A 15611-nucleotide genomic window follows, 5' to 3' on the forward strand; every position below is an offset into this window, starting at 1 on the left:
ACGCTGCCCCCATGGCGCAGTCGGCACAGTTCACCGTTCCCGTTGACACGGTCGTCGCCCGTATGCGCGCCCTGGACGCGACCCTTCCCGAGCGGGACGGACTCGCGGTCTTCAACCGCGTCTACCTCACGGTCACCGAGGAGTTCGACCGCCGTCTGGACGCCGGGGTGTTCCCCGACCGACGGGCCGCGCAGACACTGGACGTACGGTTCGCGGAACGCTATCTGGCGGTGGCCGAGGAGGGCCGGGCGCCCGCCTGCTGGCAGCCGCTGCTGCGCTTCCGCCGCCATCCGGGAGTACGCCCCCTGCAGTTCGCGCTCGCGGGCATCAACGCGCACATCGGGCACGATCTCGCGCTCGCCGTGGTGGACAGCTGTCGTACGCTCGACTGCGAACCGGCCGACCTGGAGGACGAGTTCGACCGTGTGGGCGATCTCCTCGTCTCGCTGGAGGAACGCGTCCGCGAAGAGCTGATGCCGGGCCCCGACCTGCTCCAGATCGCCGATCCGCTCACCCATCTGCTCGGCTCCTGGAGTCTGGAGCGGGCCCGCGAGGCGACCTGGGCGGCGGCGCGCGCCCTGTGGGCGCTGCGCGGGATCCCCGACCTGGCCGAGGAGTTCGGCGACCGTCTCGACGCGGCGGTGGGCCTGGTCGGCCGGATGCTGCTCACTCCCCTGCGGGCCTGATCCGGCCACGCGCCACGGTCCTCGCCGGAACAGCCGGACGCTCACTGTACGTTGACACTTCGGCACACCCCGATGCGAAGGAGTACAGCTGTATGACGACGCGACTCGGCCTCACTCTCCCGCAGATGAAGCAGTACGACCTCGGACGGGACGTGCCCGCCGTGGCACGCGCCGCTGAGGCGATCGGGTTCGACAGCCTCTGGGTCTTCGAGCGGGCCCTGTTCCCGGACCCCCCGACCCAAGGGCTGTACGGCGTCGCGGGGCTGGCCTGGCCGGACTCCTACCGGGCTGTCGCCGACCCGCTGGTGACCCTGACCCTCGCGGCCGCGGTGACCGAGCGCGCCGAGCTCGGCACCAGTGTCCTGGTCGCTCCGCTGCACACGCCCTTCCAGCTCGCCAAGTCCCTCGCCTCCCTCGACGCGGCCAGCGGCGGCCGGGTCGTGGCGGGCCTCGGCACGGGCTGGTCTCTCGACGAGTACGCGGCGGCCTCCGCGCGGCCCTTCGCGGAGCGCGGCGACGCCCTGGACGAGGTGATCGAGGTGTGCCGCGCGGTGTGGGGCCCCGACCCGGTGGTCTACGACGGCACCCTCACCAGGATCGCCTCGGCCGTCGTCGGCCCCAAGCCGGCCCGGCCGATCCCGATCCTGCTCGCCGCCAACACGGGCAAGGCGCGCCGCAGGCTCGTCGACCACGCGGACGGCTGGATGCCGGTCGGCATGGGCGTCGACCAACTGGCCTCGCAGTGGCGCCAGTTGCAGGACCTGGCCGCCGAACGTGGGCGCACCCGGCCGCTGCGGACCGTGCTGCGCACGAACCCGCGCTACACGCCCAAGCCGTACGCGGGCGACGACCGCCAGGCCTTCCAGGGCGACGTCGGGCAGATCGTGGCGGACCTGGTCGCCCACGCCGAGATCGGCCTCGACGAGATCTTCCTCGATCTCCAGAGCGCGATGCGGGACGCCGAGGAGCTGAAGGACGTGGCGGCCGAGGTGTACGAGGCGGCGCGGGCGGCCGGGGTGTGACCCGACCGCCCGCGCCTCCCGTTCGAGGATCAGTCCTCGGGCAGTTCCACCGGCGCGATCTCGTCGTACACGTCGCCGGGCCCGGGGTTGGTCGGGTCGGTCGTCCCGCCGAGCTGGTGCATGACGCCCCAGACCGCGTTCAGCGCGGTCTGGACGGCGCCCTCGGCCCAGCCGGCCGTCCAGGAGATGTCGTCGCCGGCGAGGAAGATGCCCCGCTTGTCCTCGGGCAGCGACTCCTGCATGAAGTGGGTGAACAGGCGGCGCTGGTAGCGGTAGTGACCCGGCAGGTTGGCCTTGAAGGCGCCCATGAAGTAGGGCTCGTTCTCCCAGGACACGGTCACCGGGTTGCCGATGATGTGCTTCCTGATGTCGACCTTCGGATAGATCTCGCCGAGCGACTTCAGCATGACCTCCATGCGCTCGCTCGCGGACAGCGGCAGCCACTTCAGGCTGTCGTCGCACCACGTGTACGAGAGGCAGATGACGGCGGGCTTGTCCGGGCCGTCGTCGAGGAGGTAGGTGCCGCGCGTCATCCGGTCGGTGAGCGTCATCGACATGACGTCACGGCCGGTCTCCTCGTCCTTGTCCAGCCAGAACGGCCGGTCGACGGGCACGAAGAGCTTGCTGGACTCCATGTAGTGCGTGCGCTCGATCGCCGTCCAGTGGTCGATCGGGAAGAGCGAGTCGTCGCAGGCGACCTTGGAGAGCAGCATCCAGGACTGGGCGGTGAAGATCGCCGCCTTGAAGGTACGGATGTCGCCGTTCGCGTCCGTCACCGTGATGCCGTTGCCCGCGGTGCGGTTCAGCCGGGTCACGGCCGGACGCGGGGTGCCGTCGTGCAGCGTCGACAGCGAGGTGCCGTACGCCCAGTGCACGATCTTCTCCGGTTCGCGCTCCCACAGCCGCAGCGGGAGCTGCTGGGAGCCGCCGACGATGCCGCGGTGGTGGTCGTCGGCCTCGGTGTAGACGACCCGCAGGATCTCCAGGATGGAGTTCGGGAAGTCGGTGTCCCAGCCGCCGGTGCCGAAGCCGACCTGACCGAAGATCTCACGGTGGCGGAAGGACTTGAAGGACTCCGAGTCGCACAGGAAGCCGTAGAAGGTCTGGTTGTCGAGCTTCTCGACGAGCTTCGACCAGATCTCCCGGATGCGCGGAACGTCGCGCTCCCGCATGGCCTGGTTCATGTCGGAGAAGTCGGCGCCGTCCTCCAGGCAGGCGTTCCAGGCGTTCATGACGTCGCGGTAGACCTGCGGGAGGTCGTCGACGGAGGTCGCGTAGTGCGACTCGCCCTTGAGGTCGACGACCGTCGAAGGCGTGGACTCGGCAAGGGGGTTGGGGAACGGGCGGGTCTGAAGGCCGGCCAGGTCGATGTAGTGCTGGAGGGCGGTGGAGGAGGGCGGGAAGCGCATCGCGCCCATCTCGGCGGTCAGCGAGGGGTCGCAGCCCTCGAAGCCGACCGTGCGCAGCCGGCCGCCGATCTCGTCGGCCTCGTACACGACGGGCTTGAGGCCCATCTTCATCAGCTCGTACGCGGCCACGATGCCGGACAGTCCGCCGCCGATCACCGCGATCTCGGTGCCGTGCTCGGTCGCGGGTATCTGCCCGAGGCCCGCGGGGTGCGCGAGGAAGTCGTCGTAGGCGTAGGGGAAGTCCGGGCCGAACATGGTGATCGGCGGCTGCTGCACGTCGGCGTGCTGGACGGCGTTGGGCACGGTGGACGTCATGGGGTACGGACTCCTTGCGCGGAAACTGGTGAGGGAGGGCTTGCGTGACCGGCCGGGGACAGGCCGGGCGGGAGGTCAGACGAGGGACCCGTAGAGTCCGGGGCGGCGGTCCTTCAGATACGGGTTCGTCTCGCGCGAGGCGGCCAGGAAGACCGGGTCGGCGTCCGCCACGACCAGTTCCTCGCCGCGACCGGCGCGGGCACGGGCGACGCCGTCGGGACCGGCCAGCGTGGACAGTCCGACGAACTCGAACTCCCCTTCCGGGCCGGTGCGGTTGACGTAGGCGACGTACATCTGGTTCTCGAACGCGCGCACCGGGACGACGGACTCGGCGACGAACTGGAACGGGTGCATCTGCGCGGTCGGCACGAGCAGCAGGTCGGTGCCGGCGAGAGCGTGCCCGCGGACGTTCTCCGGGAACTCGACGTCGTAGCAGATCATGAGGCCGACCCGCAGGCCGTTCAGTTCCGCCTGTACGACGGGCTGGTCGCCGGGTGTGAAGTGGTCGTGCTCGAAGCAGCCGAAGAGGTGGGTCTTGCGGTAGTTCGCGAGCCGGGTGCCCTCCGCGGAGATCAGCTGCACGGAGTTGAAGATCCTCGCCCCGCCGTCGGTCCCGGGGGCCTCGCTCTCTGTCCGCGCGGCCTCGCGCTCGGGGTAGCCGTAGGCGACGGCGACGCCGTGCCGGGTGGCGATCTCGGCCACCGCGTCGGCGGAGTCGCCGTCGGCGGGCTCGGCGAGGCGCGCGATGTCGTCGCCGATGGCGTAGCCGGTCAGGAACATCTCCGACGTCACGATCAGCCCGGCGCCCGCTGCGGCGGCACGGCCCGCGGCCTCGTCGAGGACCTTGAGGTTCTCGGCGACCGAGCCGGGGCGGCCGGAGCTCTGGAGCAGGGCTGTGCGCATACGGGTTCTCCGCCGGTACGAGGGGGTTCGGGGGGCCACCTAGACGGTACGGTCGGCCGGCTCGGGGGAACAAGAAGGACCCGTTGCGCGCCACTGAACGATTCGTTGCGTGCCTTCGGCCCCCGGCGGCGATTCGTTGCGCGCCCCGCCGCGCCCCCTGCGGTCAAGTACCGAACGTCCTGAACCCCGGGAGACGCAGGTCACAGGCGGGGGCGGTCCCTGTGACGGGACGGAGGCGGCCCGACGCCGGGACGAGGCCGCCACGGCGGGGTGCGCCGGCCCCGGGATGCCGGCTCGGGCTCCCCGGGCCGGGGTCCCCGCCCCCGTCCCCGGGATGCCCCCTCCCGGCCGGGGTCACAGCTCGCGCAGCCGCTCCACGATCTCGCGGAGCAGCTCCGGGTCGGCCGCGGGAGCGCCGTCCGGCGGACGGTACGGCTCGTCGATGGTCAGCAGACCGGCCTCGGCCAGGTCGCCGAGCAGGACACGTACGACGGTCAGCGGCAGGTCGGCGTCCGCGGCGAGCTCGACGACCGGCCGGGGGCCGCGGCGGGCCAGGTCGAGCAGCGCGGCCGCCGCGTGGTCGAGACCGGGCCGACCGGTGTCCGTCTCCAGGACCGTGACCCGCGACATCAGGTCGATGACGTGCCGCCGCGAGGGCCGGGTGCGGCCCCCGGTGACGGTGTAGGGCCGCACCATCGGCCCGGTCTCGTCCTCGTACCAGTGCTCGTCGGTCACAGCCGGATCAGTGGCCCGCGGGGTCTGCCGCCGAGCGTACGGCGGCGGCCATGTGGCGGCCGACGCGGCGGACGAGCAGTTCCATCTCGTGCGCGAGCTGGCCGACGTCCGTCTGCACCTCGCTCAGCACGGCGAGCCGGCTCCCGTCACCCGCCGGGGTGATGAAGAGGTAGGCGTCGTCGAGCATCACCATGGTCTGGCGCACCCCGCCCGCGGCGAAGCGCTCGCCCACCGAGCGGGCGAGGCTGTGGAAGCCCGAGCAGACCGCGGCGAGATGTTCGATGTCCCGTCTGCGCATGCCGTCCGAGCAGCTCAGCGGGAGGCCGTCGGCGGTGAGGAGCACGGCCTGACGGACGTGGTCGGTCCTGGCCACGAGATCGTCGAGCAGCCACCCGAGATCGGTGCCGGGCCGTTCGGCGTCGTCCCCGGACCCGAGGCCGCCGCCCGCCGGATCCGGGTGCCGGGCCTCCAGGGTCCGGGCGGGGTGCTCTGGGAGCTGGTCAGGGCGCATCGTGGGCGTCCGTCCCTTCCTCTGTGTCGGTTCGCTGCGCGGGGCCGGACGGCGCGGAACCGGACCCGCCGGTGTCCGGCTCCGCGGGCAGTCCCTTGCGGCCTCGGTCGAGACCACGCTGGAAGGCTCCGAAGACCGCGCGCATCTCCTCCGGCGTGATCTCACGTTCCGGCGTCCCGTCGGCCACCGGTGCCGCGGTGCGCAGCTCCGGGGCCAGGGCCCGCTGACGGACCCGGGTGGGCAGCACGGGCTGTTCCGGTGCCTCCGGCGGCACGGAGTCGGCCTTCTGTTCCCCGGACGCCTTGCGCTGCGCCGGCAGGAGCGCGGTGCCGGTCCGCGTGGGAAGCGCCACCGGAGCCGTGTCCGCCGCCGGCTGCGTGGTTTCCACCGGTGCGAGGACGGCCTCGGGGAGCAGCACCACTGCCGTCGTACCGCCGTACGGGGAGCGGCACAGCGTGACCTTGATGCCGTGCCGTGCGGCGAGCCGGCCCACGACGTACAGACCGAGCCGGTCGTGCCGGGTCGGGTCGAAGTCCTCCGGCGTGGTGAGGGTGCGGTGGGCCTCGTCGATCTGGTCGGGTTCGAGGCCGAGACCCCGGTCGTCGATCTCCAGGACGAACCCGCTCCCGGCCCGCCCGGTGCGCAGGGTGACCTGGGTGCGGGGCGGCGAGAACACGGTGGCGTTCTCGACGAGTTCGGCGATCAGGTGCACGACATCGGCGACGGCGTCCGCGGCGATGCCCACCTCGGGCATCGGGGGGACCACGACGCGTGTGTACTGCTCGATCTCGCTCACCGCGGAGGACACCACCTCGGCGACGGGTACCGGCCGTCGCCAACGGCGGCCCGGGGCGGAGCCGGAGAGGATGATGAGGCTCTCCGCGTGGCGCCGCATGCGGGTGGTGAGGTGATCGATCCGGAACAGGTCGTCCAGCACGTCGGGGTCGTCGGTACGGCGCTCCAGCGTGTCGACCAGCTTGAGCTGGCGGTGGACGAGCGCCTGGTTGCGGCGGGCGATGTTCAGGAGCACCGCGAACAGCCCGCGGCGCAGGGTGGCTTGCTTGACGGCGGCCTCGACGGCGGCGAGACGGGCGGTGTTGAAGGACCGGCCGACCTGGCCGATCTCGTCGGCCACCGCCTCCACGTCCGCCAGCGGCGGCGCCTCGGCGGCCGCGTCGACCTCCTCACCGGCGCCCAACCGCTCCATGACCTGAGGCAGTTGGCGATTGGTCAGCAGGTCGGCGGCGTCGCGCAGCGCCTCCAGGCGGCGCGAGATGCGACGGGCGCCGCGCACCGCGAACCAGAGGGACAGTCCGACGGCTGCCAGTCCGAGCACACCGACGATCGCCGCCTTGGTCAGCTCCCGGTAGGCGAACGTCCGCCCGCGCGCGGCGGAGTTGATCGCGGACTGGGTGCACAGCCGCATGTACCGCTTGACGGCGCGGTCGCTGGTGGTGCGCCAGGTGCCGGCCGCGACGGCCTTGCCCGCCTGCCGCGCGCCCGCCCGCAGCAGTGCGTCCTCGTCCCGGGTCAGTTCCCGGTGCAGGTCGTCGCGCTGGAAGGTCTCGAAGAGGGCGCGCGAGTCGGCCGGCAGGTCGGGCACATAGGTCTGCTCGAAGACCCGGCGGTCCTCGATGGTCGCGGTGAGGGTGTCGTACTGGCGGTCGGTGAGCGTGCCGGCGGCCCGTGCCCCGGCGACGAGCGCGTCCTCGCGCGACACGAACTCCCGTACCCGCACCAGCTCGACGACGACCTGGGCCTCGCGGGCCAGTTGTCCCGCCTGGAGCGCCGTGAGCGCGGACTGGACGTCGAAGGACGGTTCCACCAGGGTGCTGTATTCGGCCACGGCCCGGTCCCAGGTGACGGTGTGTGCCAGTACCCGGCCGCGCAGCCCCTCCAGCCCGTCGACGGAGTGGAGCAGGGCGTCGAGCGCCTGGCGCTGCTGTCCGGAGAGGCTGCTGCGGTCCCCGTCCCTGACCGCCGCGCGCAGGGCGGTCACGGCGCGGTCGGTGCGGCGTTGCTGGGTCAGCAGGTCGACGCCCGCCGTCGTCCCGCGCTTCGCGCCCAGATACGCGGCGGCGAGGCGGCGTTCGATCTGGATCTGGCCGATCGCCGTGTCGGCCGGAGTGCCGAAGGTGTTGTAGACATCCTGCAGACGGACGAGTGCGCGCAGATCGCCGGTGACGGACACCATGGCGAAACTCCACAGCGTCATGAGGGCGATCACCGGAGCGATCGAGAGGGCCACGATCCGCGAACGGACCGTGGGCGTACGGCCGAAGGGCCAGCGCATGGTCTCCCCAGGGCGACGGGACGGTCGGGTGGCCGGGTGACGTGTGGTGACCCGTGTGTTACTCGCGGGTAGCGGGCGCGCGGCTCAAACTAGTCGATGCCGCGCCCGGACCGCAATGGTCCGGACTGACTGAGCGTTCAACGCGCGCTGCGCGCCGTCACCGGATCCGTCCCGTCAGTCGCCCCTGGCCACGGCGAAGACGGTGACGACCGCCGCGTGATCGGAGGGCCAGTCGTTGCCCGCGACATCCGGCAAGGGCCGCGGGTCACCGCTGACCAGGGTGCGGGAGTCGAGGACGGTCAGGCCCCGGTGCAGGACGAAGTCGATCCGGTCCTGCGGCTCCGGGCGCCCGCTGCCGTCCTCGTGCTCGGCGTGGACGGGCGACCAGGTGTGTCCCGGATCCCGAACCGGGTCGGGGTGGGCCTCCCGGTAGGAGTCGCGCAGGCCCGCCTCCTCGGCGGCGCGCGTCACCGGCCAGGCGACATCGGGCCAGTCCAGGTGCGAGGGCACGTTGAAGTCACCGGTCAGGACGACCGGCACGGACTCGTCGCGGGTGTCGGCGACCCTCCGCAGGATCTCCCGCATCCGGGCGAGCCGGCCGCTCTCGTGCGCGATCAGTCCGGCCGCCGGGAGCCCGTCGAAGCGGGCCTCGTAGGGACCGTACGGCGCACAGTCGAGGTGGACGCTCCAGACGTCCACCCGCTGCCCGCCGTCCAGTTCGATCCGGACCCCGGTTCCCCCGTAGAAGCCGACGTCCGGGTCGCCGAGCACGGAGGTGATCGGGTGGCGGCTGATGACGCCGAGGTTGTCGCCCGCCCGGTGGTGGTACCAGCCGAGGGCGTCGGCGAGTTCGCGGGCCGCGTCCCCGTACGTCTCCTGGAGACCGACCACGTCCGCGCCGGTCTCCGTGATGACCTTGAGCTGCTTCTCGCGGTACCCGTCGACCTGGGTGCCGCCGAACCAGAGGTTCCAGCTCATCACCCGCAGCTCACCCGGGGCGACCATGGCCCGCAGCCGGGCCGGGGAGACGCCCTCCAGGCTGCCGAGCACGGTCCGGCCGGCCGCGGGCTCGATCGGCGCGAGCGAGGGCACCGCGAGGACGGCGCAGCCGGCCGACTCGGCCGAGGTGACACCGGTCTGGGTGTCCTCGACGGCGACGCAGGCCGCGGGGTCGACACCGAGGGCGCGGCAGGCGGCGAGGTAGGGGTCGGGGGCGGGCTTGGTGCGCCCGGTGTCGTCGGCGGTGACGGAAACGGCGAAGTGTCCGGTGCCGAGCGCCTCCAGCACGGTGTCGGCGACCGCGCGCGGGGAGGCGGTCACGAGGGCGGTGGGCACGCGTTCGCGGGCGAGCGCCCGGAGCAGTTCCCTCGCCCCGGGGCGAGGGACGACGCCCGTACGGACCCGGTCCGCGAACTGTCGGTGCAGCTCGGCGGCGGTCTCCTCCCCCGGCGCGCCGGTGACGCCGGCCAGCCATGCGGCGGTGTGCTCGACGGGCCGTCCGAGGACATGCGGCTGATCGGCCGCCGTCAGTACGTGCCCGAGCCCGCCGGCCACCTCCTCCACCGCCTCCCACCACAGCCGCTCGGTGTCCACGAGCGTGCCGTCCATGTCGAACAGAACGGCCTGGAGGGGAGGTCGGGCGGTGGTGCGACGGGTCACGGTGATCTCTTTCTTCGGTGGGGGGATCGAGCGTGGTGCGGCGGCCCCGCCCCCGGGGGCCGGGGGACCACCTGCCGCCCCGGGGCCGGGGCGACATCCCGACCGCAGGCACCGGGGCGGCACGTGTGGCCGGGGGCGGGGTCAGGGGCCGAGGTCGGGGGCCGAGGTCGGAGTCAGGGGTCAGGGTCAGAGGTCGAGGGCGGGGTCAGGGGGCCGGGGGCAGGGCCAAGGCCCGGGCGCCGAGGCCGGGTGCCAGGCGCCGGGTGCCAGGAGCCGGGGCCGCAAGCCGGAGGCCGGAGGCCGAGGGCCGGGGCCCGGGAGCGGGGGCCAAGGGCCGGGGCTGGAAGCCGGAGGCCCTGAGCCGAGGGCCGAGGGCCAAGAGCCGAAGTCCGACACCGGAAGCCAAGAGCCGGAGGCCAAGGCCAAAGACCGGGAGCCGGAAGCCGAAGGCCGAAGCCAGAGGCCGGGAGCCCGTGACCGGAAGCCGGGGCCGGTGACCGGTCATCGATGGCCCGCTGACCGCTGGCCGCTGGCCGCTGGCCGGGGAGGGTACCCCTCGTCCGGGGCGGCACCGGGTGTGCCTCAGCTCGTGCGCTCGGCGACCAGGACCGGACGGTCCGGCAGGGTGACGGTCACAGCGGCGCCCGACGCGAGCGTCGCGGCCTCGTGCGTGGGCAGGTCGGCCTTGGCCTCGGTACCGTCGGCGAGCCGCACGGTCACCCGGGTGGCCGCGCCGAGGAACGCGGTGGCCATGACCCGGGCCGCACCCGACGCGTCGGCGCTCACCCGGACCGCCTCGGGCCGTACCAGCACATCCACCTCCCCCGGTGCGGGCGCGTCCCCGTCCACCGGCAGCCGTCGGCCGAGTACCTCGACCCGGTCGCCGTCGAGGGTCCCCGGGATCCGGCTCATCGTGCCCACGAACTCGGCGACGAAGGCGGTGGCGGGACGCCCGTACAGGTCGGCGGGCGACGCGCACTGTTCCAACCGGCCGGCCCGCATCACCGCGACCCGGTCCGCCATGGACAACGCCTCTTCCTGGTCGTGGGTCACGAACAGGGTGGTGATGCCGAGTTCGAGCTGGAGCCGGCGGATCTCCTCGCGCAACGAGAGCCGCACCTTGGCGTCCAGCGCCGACAGCGGCTCGTCGAGCAGCAGGACACGGGGCCGCAGGGCGAGCGCGCGGGCCAGCGCGACCCGCTGCTGCTGGCCGCCGGAGAGCTGGTGCGGGAACCGGCCGCCCTTGTCCCCGAGGCCCACCAGATCGAGCAACTCGGCGGCACGGGAGCGCCGTTCGGCCGTACGCACCTTACGCATCCGCAGTCCGAAGGCCACGTTGTCCCGTGCGTTCAGATGCGGGAAGAGGCTGTACGACTGGAAGACCATCCCCGCGTCGCGCCGGTGCGCCGGAACCCGGGTGATGTCCTCGCCGTCGACCAGCACCTCGCCGGAGTCGGGGTGTTCGAAGCCGGCGAGCATGCGCAGCGCGGTGGTCTTGCCGCAGCCGGAGGGACCGAGCAGGGCGAGCAGTTCACCGGGCCGGACGGTGAGGTCGAGGCCGTCGAGAGCGACGGTCGGGCCGAACTCCCGCCGGAGTCCCCGGAATTCGACGGTGGCGGCCTTGTCGAGCGTGGCGACGGTCATGTTCATCCCTGGGAGGCGGAAGCGGTACGGGAGCGGCCGCCGAGGACGGCGAGCGCGAGGAGGAGTGCCCAGGTGAGGAACAGGCTGAGCACGGAGACGGCGACGGACATCTGGGCCTGCGAGCCGCCGACGCTGTAGATCCACACGGCGAAGGGCTGATAGCCGAGCAGGGCGGCGACCGTGAACTCGCCCAGCACCAGGGCCAGGGTGAGGAAGGAGGCGTTGAGCAGCGCGCCGCGCAGATTGGGCAGCACAGCGCGCACGAGTGCCTGCGGCATGCTCGCGCCGCAGCTCCGGGCCGCCTCGACGAGCGTGCGCACGTCGACGGCGCGCAGTCCCGCGTCCAGGGCCCGGTACACGAACGGCAGCGCCATCACGACGTACGCGAGGACGAGGACGACCGGGAAGCCGGGATCCTGGATCGCCACGAACGTCTGGAACAGCGGGGTGCGCGAGAGGTGTTCGGGCCCCCATTTGAGGACGGTGGAGATGCCGGCGACGAACGCGATCGGCGGCACGACGAGCGGCAGTGAACAGACCACCTCGACGACCGGCCGCAGCCGGGGTGAGCCGAGCCGCAGCGCGACCGTGGCGGGCACCATCAGGAGCAGCACCACGGCGATGGTCACGGCGGCGAGTTCCAGCGAGAGCAGCAGGCTGGAGACGAATCCGTCGGCGGACACGATCGAGCGGTAGGCGTCGAAGGTGACGCCCTGCCCCGGCACGTCGACCGTGAAGATCACCGACGCGGCCATGGGCACCAGGAAGTACAGCGCGGCGAGGGCGAGGACGGCCCAGCGCCACAGGTTCAGGCGAGCCATCGCGCGCTCCGTCGTTGCAGGGGCAGGTACACGGCCATGACCAGGCCCGCGATGAGGACCATGTCGAGGCTGAGGGCGAGCGCCACGTTCTCCTGGCCGACCAGCACGTTGCCGGAGATGGCGTCGGCGATCTGGAGGGTGACCAGCGGCACCGCACTGCCCACCATGGCGGCGGCGGTGGCGTACGCGGCGAAGGCGCTGCCGAAGAGGAGCACGAGTCCGCCGAGGAGCGAGGGCGCGAGGACGGGCAGAGCCACGTGCCGCCAGTACTGGACGGTGGTGGCGCCGTTGTTCCGCGCCGCCTCGCGCCACTGGGGGCGCAGGCCGTCGAGGGCGGGCGTGATGGTGAGGACCATGAGCGGGATCAGGAAGTACAGGTAGACGACGACCAGGCCCCAGAAGCTGTAGAGGTTCCAGCCTCGGTCGGTGAGGCTCAATTCCCGTGTCAGGACACCGGAGTTGCCGAGTGTGGCGACGAAGGCGAAGGCGAGCGGGACACCGCCGAAGTTGGCGAGCACCCCGGACGCGGTGAGCACGGCCTCACGCAGCGCGCGGAACCGGGAGGTCACCACGGCCTGGGCGAGCGGGAGTCCAAGGACGGTCGCGAGGCCCGCGGAGACGGCGGACAGCTTGACGCTGCCGATCAGCGCGGTCAGGTAGGCGCCCTGGAACGAACCGGTCAGGTTGGCCGTGGTGTACGAACTGGCGCCGGTGGCCTGGTCCTTGACGGTGAACGCGCCGTTGAGCATGGCCAGCGCGGGGACACCGAAGGAGATGGCCACGAAGACGAGCAGCGGGAGGACGGCGAGCGGGCCGGTGGCGCGGCGGCGCCGCCGCTGCCGGTGGGCAGCGGCGGGCGCCACGTCGGCCGGGGCCTCGGTGAGAGCGGTGGTCATCCGGAGACGGCCTTGCCCCAGCCCTGGGCCAGCACGGTCTTGGCCTTGCTCTGCTGGGCCTCGGTCGGGAAGCTCGGGGTGCCCGAGACGGCGGGGAGCTTCGCGGCGGCGGCCTTGTCGAGCGTGCCGGCCTTCTCCATCGCGGTCATCAGGGCCGGGCGGGCGTATCCCTTGAGCCACAGGTTCTGGCCCTCGGCGCTGTAGAGGTACTCCTGCCACAGACGGGCCGCTGCCGGGTGCGGGGCGTCCTTGTTGACGGCCTGGGAGTAGTACTGGGAGAACTGGCCGTCGGAGGGCACCGAGACCTTCCAGTCGACACCCTTGGACTTGAACTCGTCGGCGTATCCGGCGTTCAGGTAGTCCCAGTCGATGCTGATGGGCGTCTCGCCCTTCTCGACGGTGGCCGGGGTCGACTCGACAGGCGTGTAGTTGCCGTTCTTCTTCAACTCGGCGAAGAAGTCGAGGCCGGGCTGGATGTCGTCGAAGGAGCCGCCGTTGGCCAGGGCGGCGGCATACACGCCGCCGAAGGCGGAACCGGACTTGGTGGGGTTGCCGTTGAGCGCGACCTGGCCCTTGTACTGCGGCTTGAGCAGGTCCTTGAAGGTCGTGGGGCACTCCTTGACCTTCTTGGCGTCGCAGCCGATGGAGATGTAGCCGCCGTAGTCGTTGAACCAGCGGCCCGCGGTGTCCTTCTGCCCCTCGGGGAGGTCGCCGAAGGCGGTCACCTTGTACGGGGCGAGCAGCCCCTGCTGGGCCGCGCTCAGCGCGAAGGAGCTGCCGAGGTCGAGGACGTCGGGGGCGCGGTCCTGGCCCTTGCGCGAGGTGACGGCGTTGATCTCGTCCTGGCTGGAGCCGTCGGGGCTCTCGACCTGGATCTTGATGCCGTACTTCTTGGTGAAGCCGTCGATGAGAGCGCCGTAGTTGGCCCAGTCGCGGGGAAGGGCGATCGCGTGCAGCGTGCCCTCCTTCTTCGCGGCCTTGACCAGGGCGTCGAGACCGCCGAAGTCCGCGGCGGAGGTCGCGGTGGCCGCGCTCTTGCCGTCGGCGGTGGTCGCCTTGTCGTCGGGAGCGGCGCCGCAGGCGCTCAGGGTGAGCGCTGCGGCGACGGCGAGGCCGCCGGTGAGGAGGGCGGTCCTCGGCAGGAACACGGTCACGGTCTCTCCAGGGTGACGCACGAGGGTGGGGCGGGACGGAGAACTTGTCTGAACAAGTTGGCCCCAGTAGGCACGCCGATGGTGTCCTGTTCGTAAACTTTGGTGAAACCGTTACCCCCTATTCCCTGCACAATCCCGGCCGACGCGGATCACCGCCCGATGTCGATTAGGCTGATCAAGCTGTGCACAGCAGTCGAATCAGAGGGGAAGAATGGCGGCGCGACACGAGGAGATCGCCGAGGAGCTGCGGCGGGCGATCGACCGCGAGGAGTACACCGTGGGCAGTCTGCTGCCGGCGGAGACGGACCTCGCGGCCCACTACGGCGTCGCGCGCGGCACGGTCCGCCAGGCCGTCGCGGCCCTGACCGCCGAGGGCCTCATCGGGTCACGCCAGGGCGCCCGGCGCGTGGTCCTGGCCGGCCGTCGCAGCCAGAGCTTCGCCGAACTGCGCAGCTTCGCCCAGTGGGCGCGGGCGATGGGGCGCGAGGCGACGGGGCACGTGGTGGCCCAGGAGTACCGTCCGGCGACGGCTGAGGACGTCGTCCGCCTCCAGCTCCAGGAGGGGACGCCGGTGTTGCACGTGCTGCGGGTCCGGGGACTGGACGGCGAACCGGTGCTGCTGGAGCGCACGGTGTACGCGGACTGGATCTCCCCCGCCGTCGCGGCGATCGAGCCCGACTGCCCGTCCGTCACCCAGCGGCTCCTCGAGGACACCGGCCTGGTCTTCGCGTACGGCGAGCACGTCATCGACGCCGTCGCGGCGGGCGCCCAGGACGCCGACCTCCTCGGAGTCCGCCGCACCAGTCCCCTGCTGCGCGTCCGCCGGGTCACCACCACGCGCGAGGGCCGCCCGGTGGAGTGGTCCGACGACCGCTACCGCTCGGACGCCGTGAGCTTCAGCGTCCACAACTCGATCGGCAACAACGCCCTGGCCAGGAAGACGGCGGAGTAAGCGCCTGACGGGCTGCGGAGCGCCCCGTCAGGGGCGCGGGGAACTGCACGGCCAGCCACTACGGGCCCGCGGCCGCGCGGAGTCACAACCCCCACCCCCTGCGGCGCACCCGCGGTTATGGGGGCGCCGACTATGTGGGCGACCCCGAGGAAAACCTCCGCAGCAGTGGCGACAGCACCAGAACGGACTTCGTCCGCTCCACGAACGGCTCCCCCGCGATCCGTTCGAGCACCCGCTCGAAGTGCCGCATGTCCGAGGCGAACACCTGCACCACCGCGTCCGCCTCCCCGGTGACGGTGGAGGCGGCCACGACTTCCTGGTACCGCTCCAGACCGCGCTGGATGGTCTCCGGCGAGGTGTTCCGGCGGCAGTAGATCTCGACGAAGCCCTCCGTCTCCCAGCCGAGCGCCGCCGGGTCCACCCGTACGGTGAACCCGGTGATGGCCCCGGTGGCCCGCAGCCGGTCGACCCTCCGCTTCACGGCGGGCGCGGACAGGCCGACCAGTTGCCCGATGTCCGCGTAGGAGCGACGGGCGTCCTCGGCGAGGGCGTGCACGATGCGTTCGTCGAGATCGTTCAGCACTGCGGGTGGTTCACTTTTCTGCGAGGGG

General features: G+C 72.2%; 14 protein-coding genes. 3 read left to right on the plus strand and 11 right to left on the minus strand.

Annotation, left to right across the window (positions count from 1 at the left end):
• Positions 1-11 precede the first annotated feature (11 nt).
• Positions 12-686, plus strand: a complete 675-nt coding sequence (locus tag OG410_RS08605) for a DUF5995 family protein (RefSeq protein WP_329298573.1) — start codon at positions 12-14, stop codon at positions 684-686.
• Positions 687-778: 92 nt separating this feature from the next.
• Positions 779-1708: an LLM class F420-dependent oxidoreductase gene (locus OG410_RS08610; protein ID WP_329298574.1), complete on the plus strand. Its 930-nt coding sequence runs from the start codon at positions 779-781 to the stop codon at positions 1706-1708.
• Between the two features lie 29 nt (positions 1709-1737).
• Here the strand turns inward: OG410_RS08610 and OG410_RS08615 are convergent, their stop codons facing one another.
• The 10 genes from OG410_RS08615 to OG410_RS08660 form a co-directional block, all read right to left on the minus strand.
• Entirely contained in the window at positions 1738-3432 is a 1695-nt protein-coding gene (locus OG410_RS08615; protein WP_329298575.1) for a flavin monoamine oxidase family protein, read from the minus strand.
• A gap of 75 nt (positions 3433-3507) precedes the next feature.
• Positions 3508-4335 (minus strand): carbon-nitrogen hydrolase family protein, encoded by an 828-nt coding sequence (locus OG410_RS08620; protein WP_329298576.1) that lies wholly within the window; start codon positions 4333-4335, stop codon positions 3508-3510.
• Positions 4336-4689: 354 nt separating this feature from the next.
• Positions 4690-5031, minus strand: a complete 342-nt coding sequence (locus OG410_RS08625; protein ID WP_329304059.1) for a DUF742 domain-containing protein — start codon at positions 5029-5031, stop codon at positions 4690-4692.
• Positions 5032-5077: 46 nt separating this feature from the next.
• A complete protein-coding gene (locus OG410_RS08630) occupies positions 5078-5581 on the minus strand; it encodes a roadblock/LC7 domain-containing protein (RefSeq protein ID WP_329298577.1) in 504 nt (167 codons plus the stop codon).
• Complete coding sequence (locus OG410_RS08635) at positions 5571-7874, minus strand: sensor histidine kinase (protein WP_329298578.1); 2304 nt, start codon at positions 7872-7874, stop codon at positions 5571-5573. Before OG410_RS08635 ends, OG410_RS08630 begins: the two co-directional genes overlap by 11 nt.
• A 174-nt stretch (positions 7875-8048) precedes the next feature.
• Positions 8049-9533 carry an HAD-IA family hydrolase gene (locus OG410_RS08640; protein ID WP_329298579.1) on the minus strand — a complete coding sequence of 495 codons (1485 nt, stop codon included), beginning with the start codon at positions 9531-9533 and terminating at the stop codon, positions 8049-8051.
• Between the two features lie 582 nt (positions 9534-10115).
• A complete protein-coding gene (locus OG410_RS08645) occupies positions 10116-11177 on the minus strand; it encodes an ABC transporter ATP-binding protein (protein WP_329298580.1) in 1062 nt (353 codons plus the stop codon).
• Between the two features lie 2 nt (positions 11178-11179).
• Positions 11180-11998 (minus strand): ABC transporter permease, encoded by an 819-nt coding sequence (locus OG410_RS08650; protein WP_329298581.1) that lies wholly within the window; start codon positions 11996-11998, stop codon positions 11180-11182.
• Complete coding sequence (locus tag OG410_RS08655) at positions 11986-12894, minus strand: ABC transporter permease (RefSeq protein ID WP_329298582.1); 909 nt, start codon at positions 12892-12894, stop codon at positions 11986-11988. The genes OG410_RS08650 and OG410_RS08655 overlap by 13 nt, the downstream gene beginning before the upstream one ends.
• Positions 12891-14048, minus strand: coding sequence for an ABC transporter substrate-binding protein (locus OG410_RS08660; protein WP_329298583.1), 1158 nt, complete (start codon positions 14046-14048; stop codon positions 12891-12893). Before OG410_RS08660 ends, OG410_RS08655 begins: the two co-directional genes overlap by 4 nt.
• A gap of 211 nt (positions 14049-14259) precedes the next feature.
• Between OG410_RS08660 and OG410_RS08665 the strand changes: the two genes are divergently transcribed.
• Positions 14260-15000, plus strand: coding sequence for a GntR family transcriptional regulator (locus OG410_RS08665; RefSeq protein WP_329298584.1), 741 nt, complete (start codon positions 14260-14262; stop codon positions 14998-15000).
• Positions 15001-15130: 130 nt separating this feature from the next.
• Here OG410_RS08665 and OG410_RS08670 read toward each other — a convergent pair whose 3' ends face one another.
• A complete protein-coding gene (locus OG410_RS08670) occupies positions 15131-15583 on the minus strand; it encodes an Lrp/AsnC family transcriptional regulator (RefSeq protein ID WP_015661832.1) in 453 nt (150 codons plus the stop codon).
• Between the last annotated feature and the right edge of the window lie 28 nt (positions 15584-15611).

Origin of the sequence: Streptomyces sp. NBC_00659 (assembly GCF_036226925.1) — a bacterium.
Classification (GTDB): Bacteria; Actinomycetota; Actinomycetes; order Streptomycetales; family Streptomycetaceae; genus Streptomyces.

Excerpts from the sequence above, each read along its gene's own strand:
- OG410_RS08605 (WP_329298573.1), top strand. The coding sequence starts at position 12 with ATGGCGCAGTCGGCACAGTTCACCGTTCCCGTTGACACGGTCGTCGCC.
- OG410_RS08610 (WP_329298574.1), top strand. The coding sequence starts at position 779 with ATGACGACGCGACTCGGCCTCACTCTCCCGCAGATGAAGCAGTACGAC.
- OG410_RS08615 (WP_329298575.1), bottom strand. The coding sequence starts at position 3,432 with ATGACGTCCACCGTGCCCAACGCCGTCCAGCACGCCGACGTGCAGCAG.
- OG410_RS08620 (WP_329298576.1), bottom strand. The coding sequence starts at position 4,335 with ATGCGCACAGCCCTGCTCCAGAGCTCCGGCCGCCCCGGCTCGGTCGCC.
- OG410_RS08625 (WP_329304059.1), bottom strand. The coding sequence starts at position 5,031 with ATGGTGCGGCCCTACACCGTCACCGGGGGCCGCACCCGGCCCTCGCGG.
- OG410_RS08630 (WP_329298577.1), bottom strand. The coding sequence starts at position 5,581 with ATGCGCCCTGACCAGCTCCCAGAGCACCCCGCCCGGACCCTGGAGGCC.
- OG410_RS08635 (WP_329298578.1), bottom strand. The coding sequence starts at position 7,874 with ATGCGCTGGCCCTTCGGCCGTACGCCCACGGTCCGTTCGCGGATCGTG.
- OG410_RS08645 (WP_329298580.1), bottom strand. The coding sequence starts at position 11,177 with ATGACCGTCGCCACGCTCGACAAGGCCGCCACCGTCGAATTCCGGGGA.
- OG410_RS08650 (WP_329298581.1), bottom strand. The coding sequence starts at position 11,998 with ATGGCTCGCCTGAACCTGTGGCGCTGGGCCGTCCTCGCCCTCGCCGCG.
- OG410_RS08655 (WP_329298582.1), bottom strand. The coding sequence starts at position 12,894 with ATGACCACCGCTCTCACCGAGGCCCCGGCCGACGTGGCGCCCGCCGCT.
- OG410_RS08665 (WP_329298584.1), top strand. The coding sequence starts at position 14,260 with ATGGCGGCGCGACACGAGGAGATCGCCGAGGAGCTGCGGCGGGCGATC.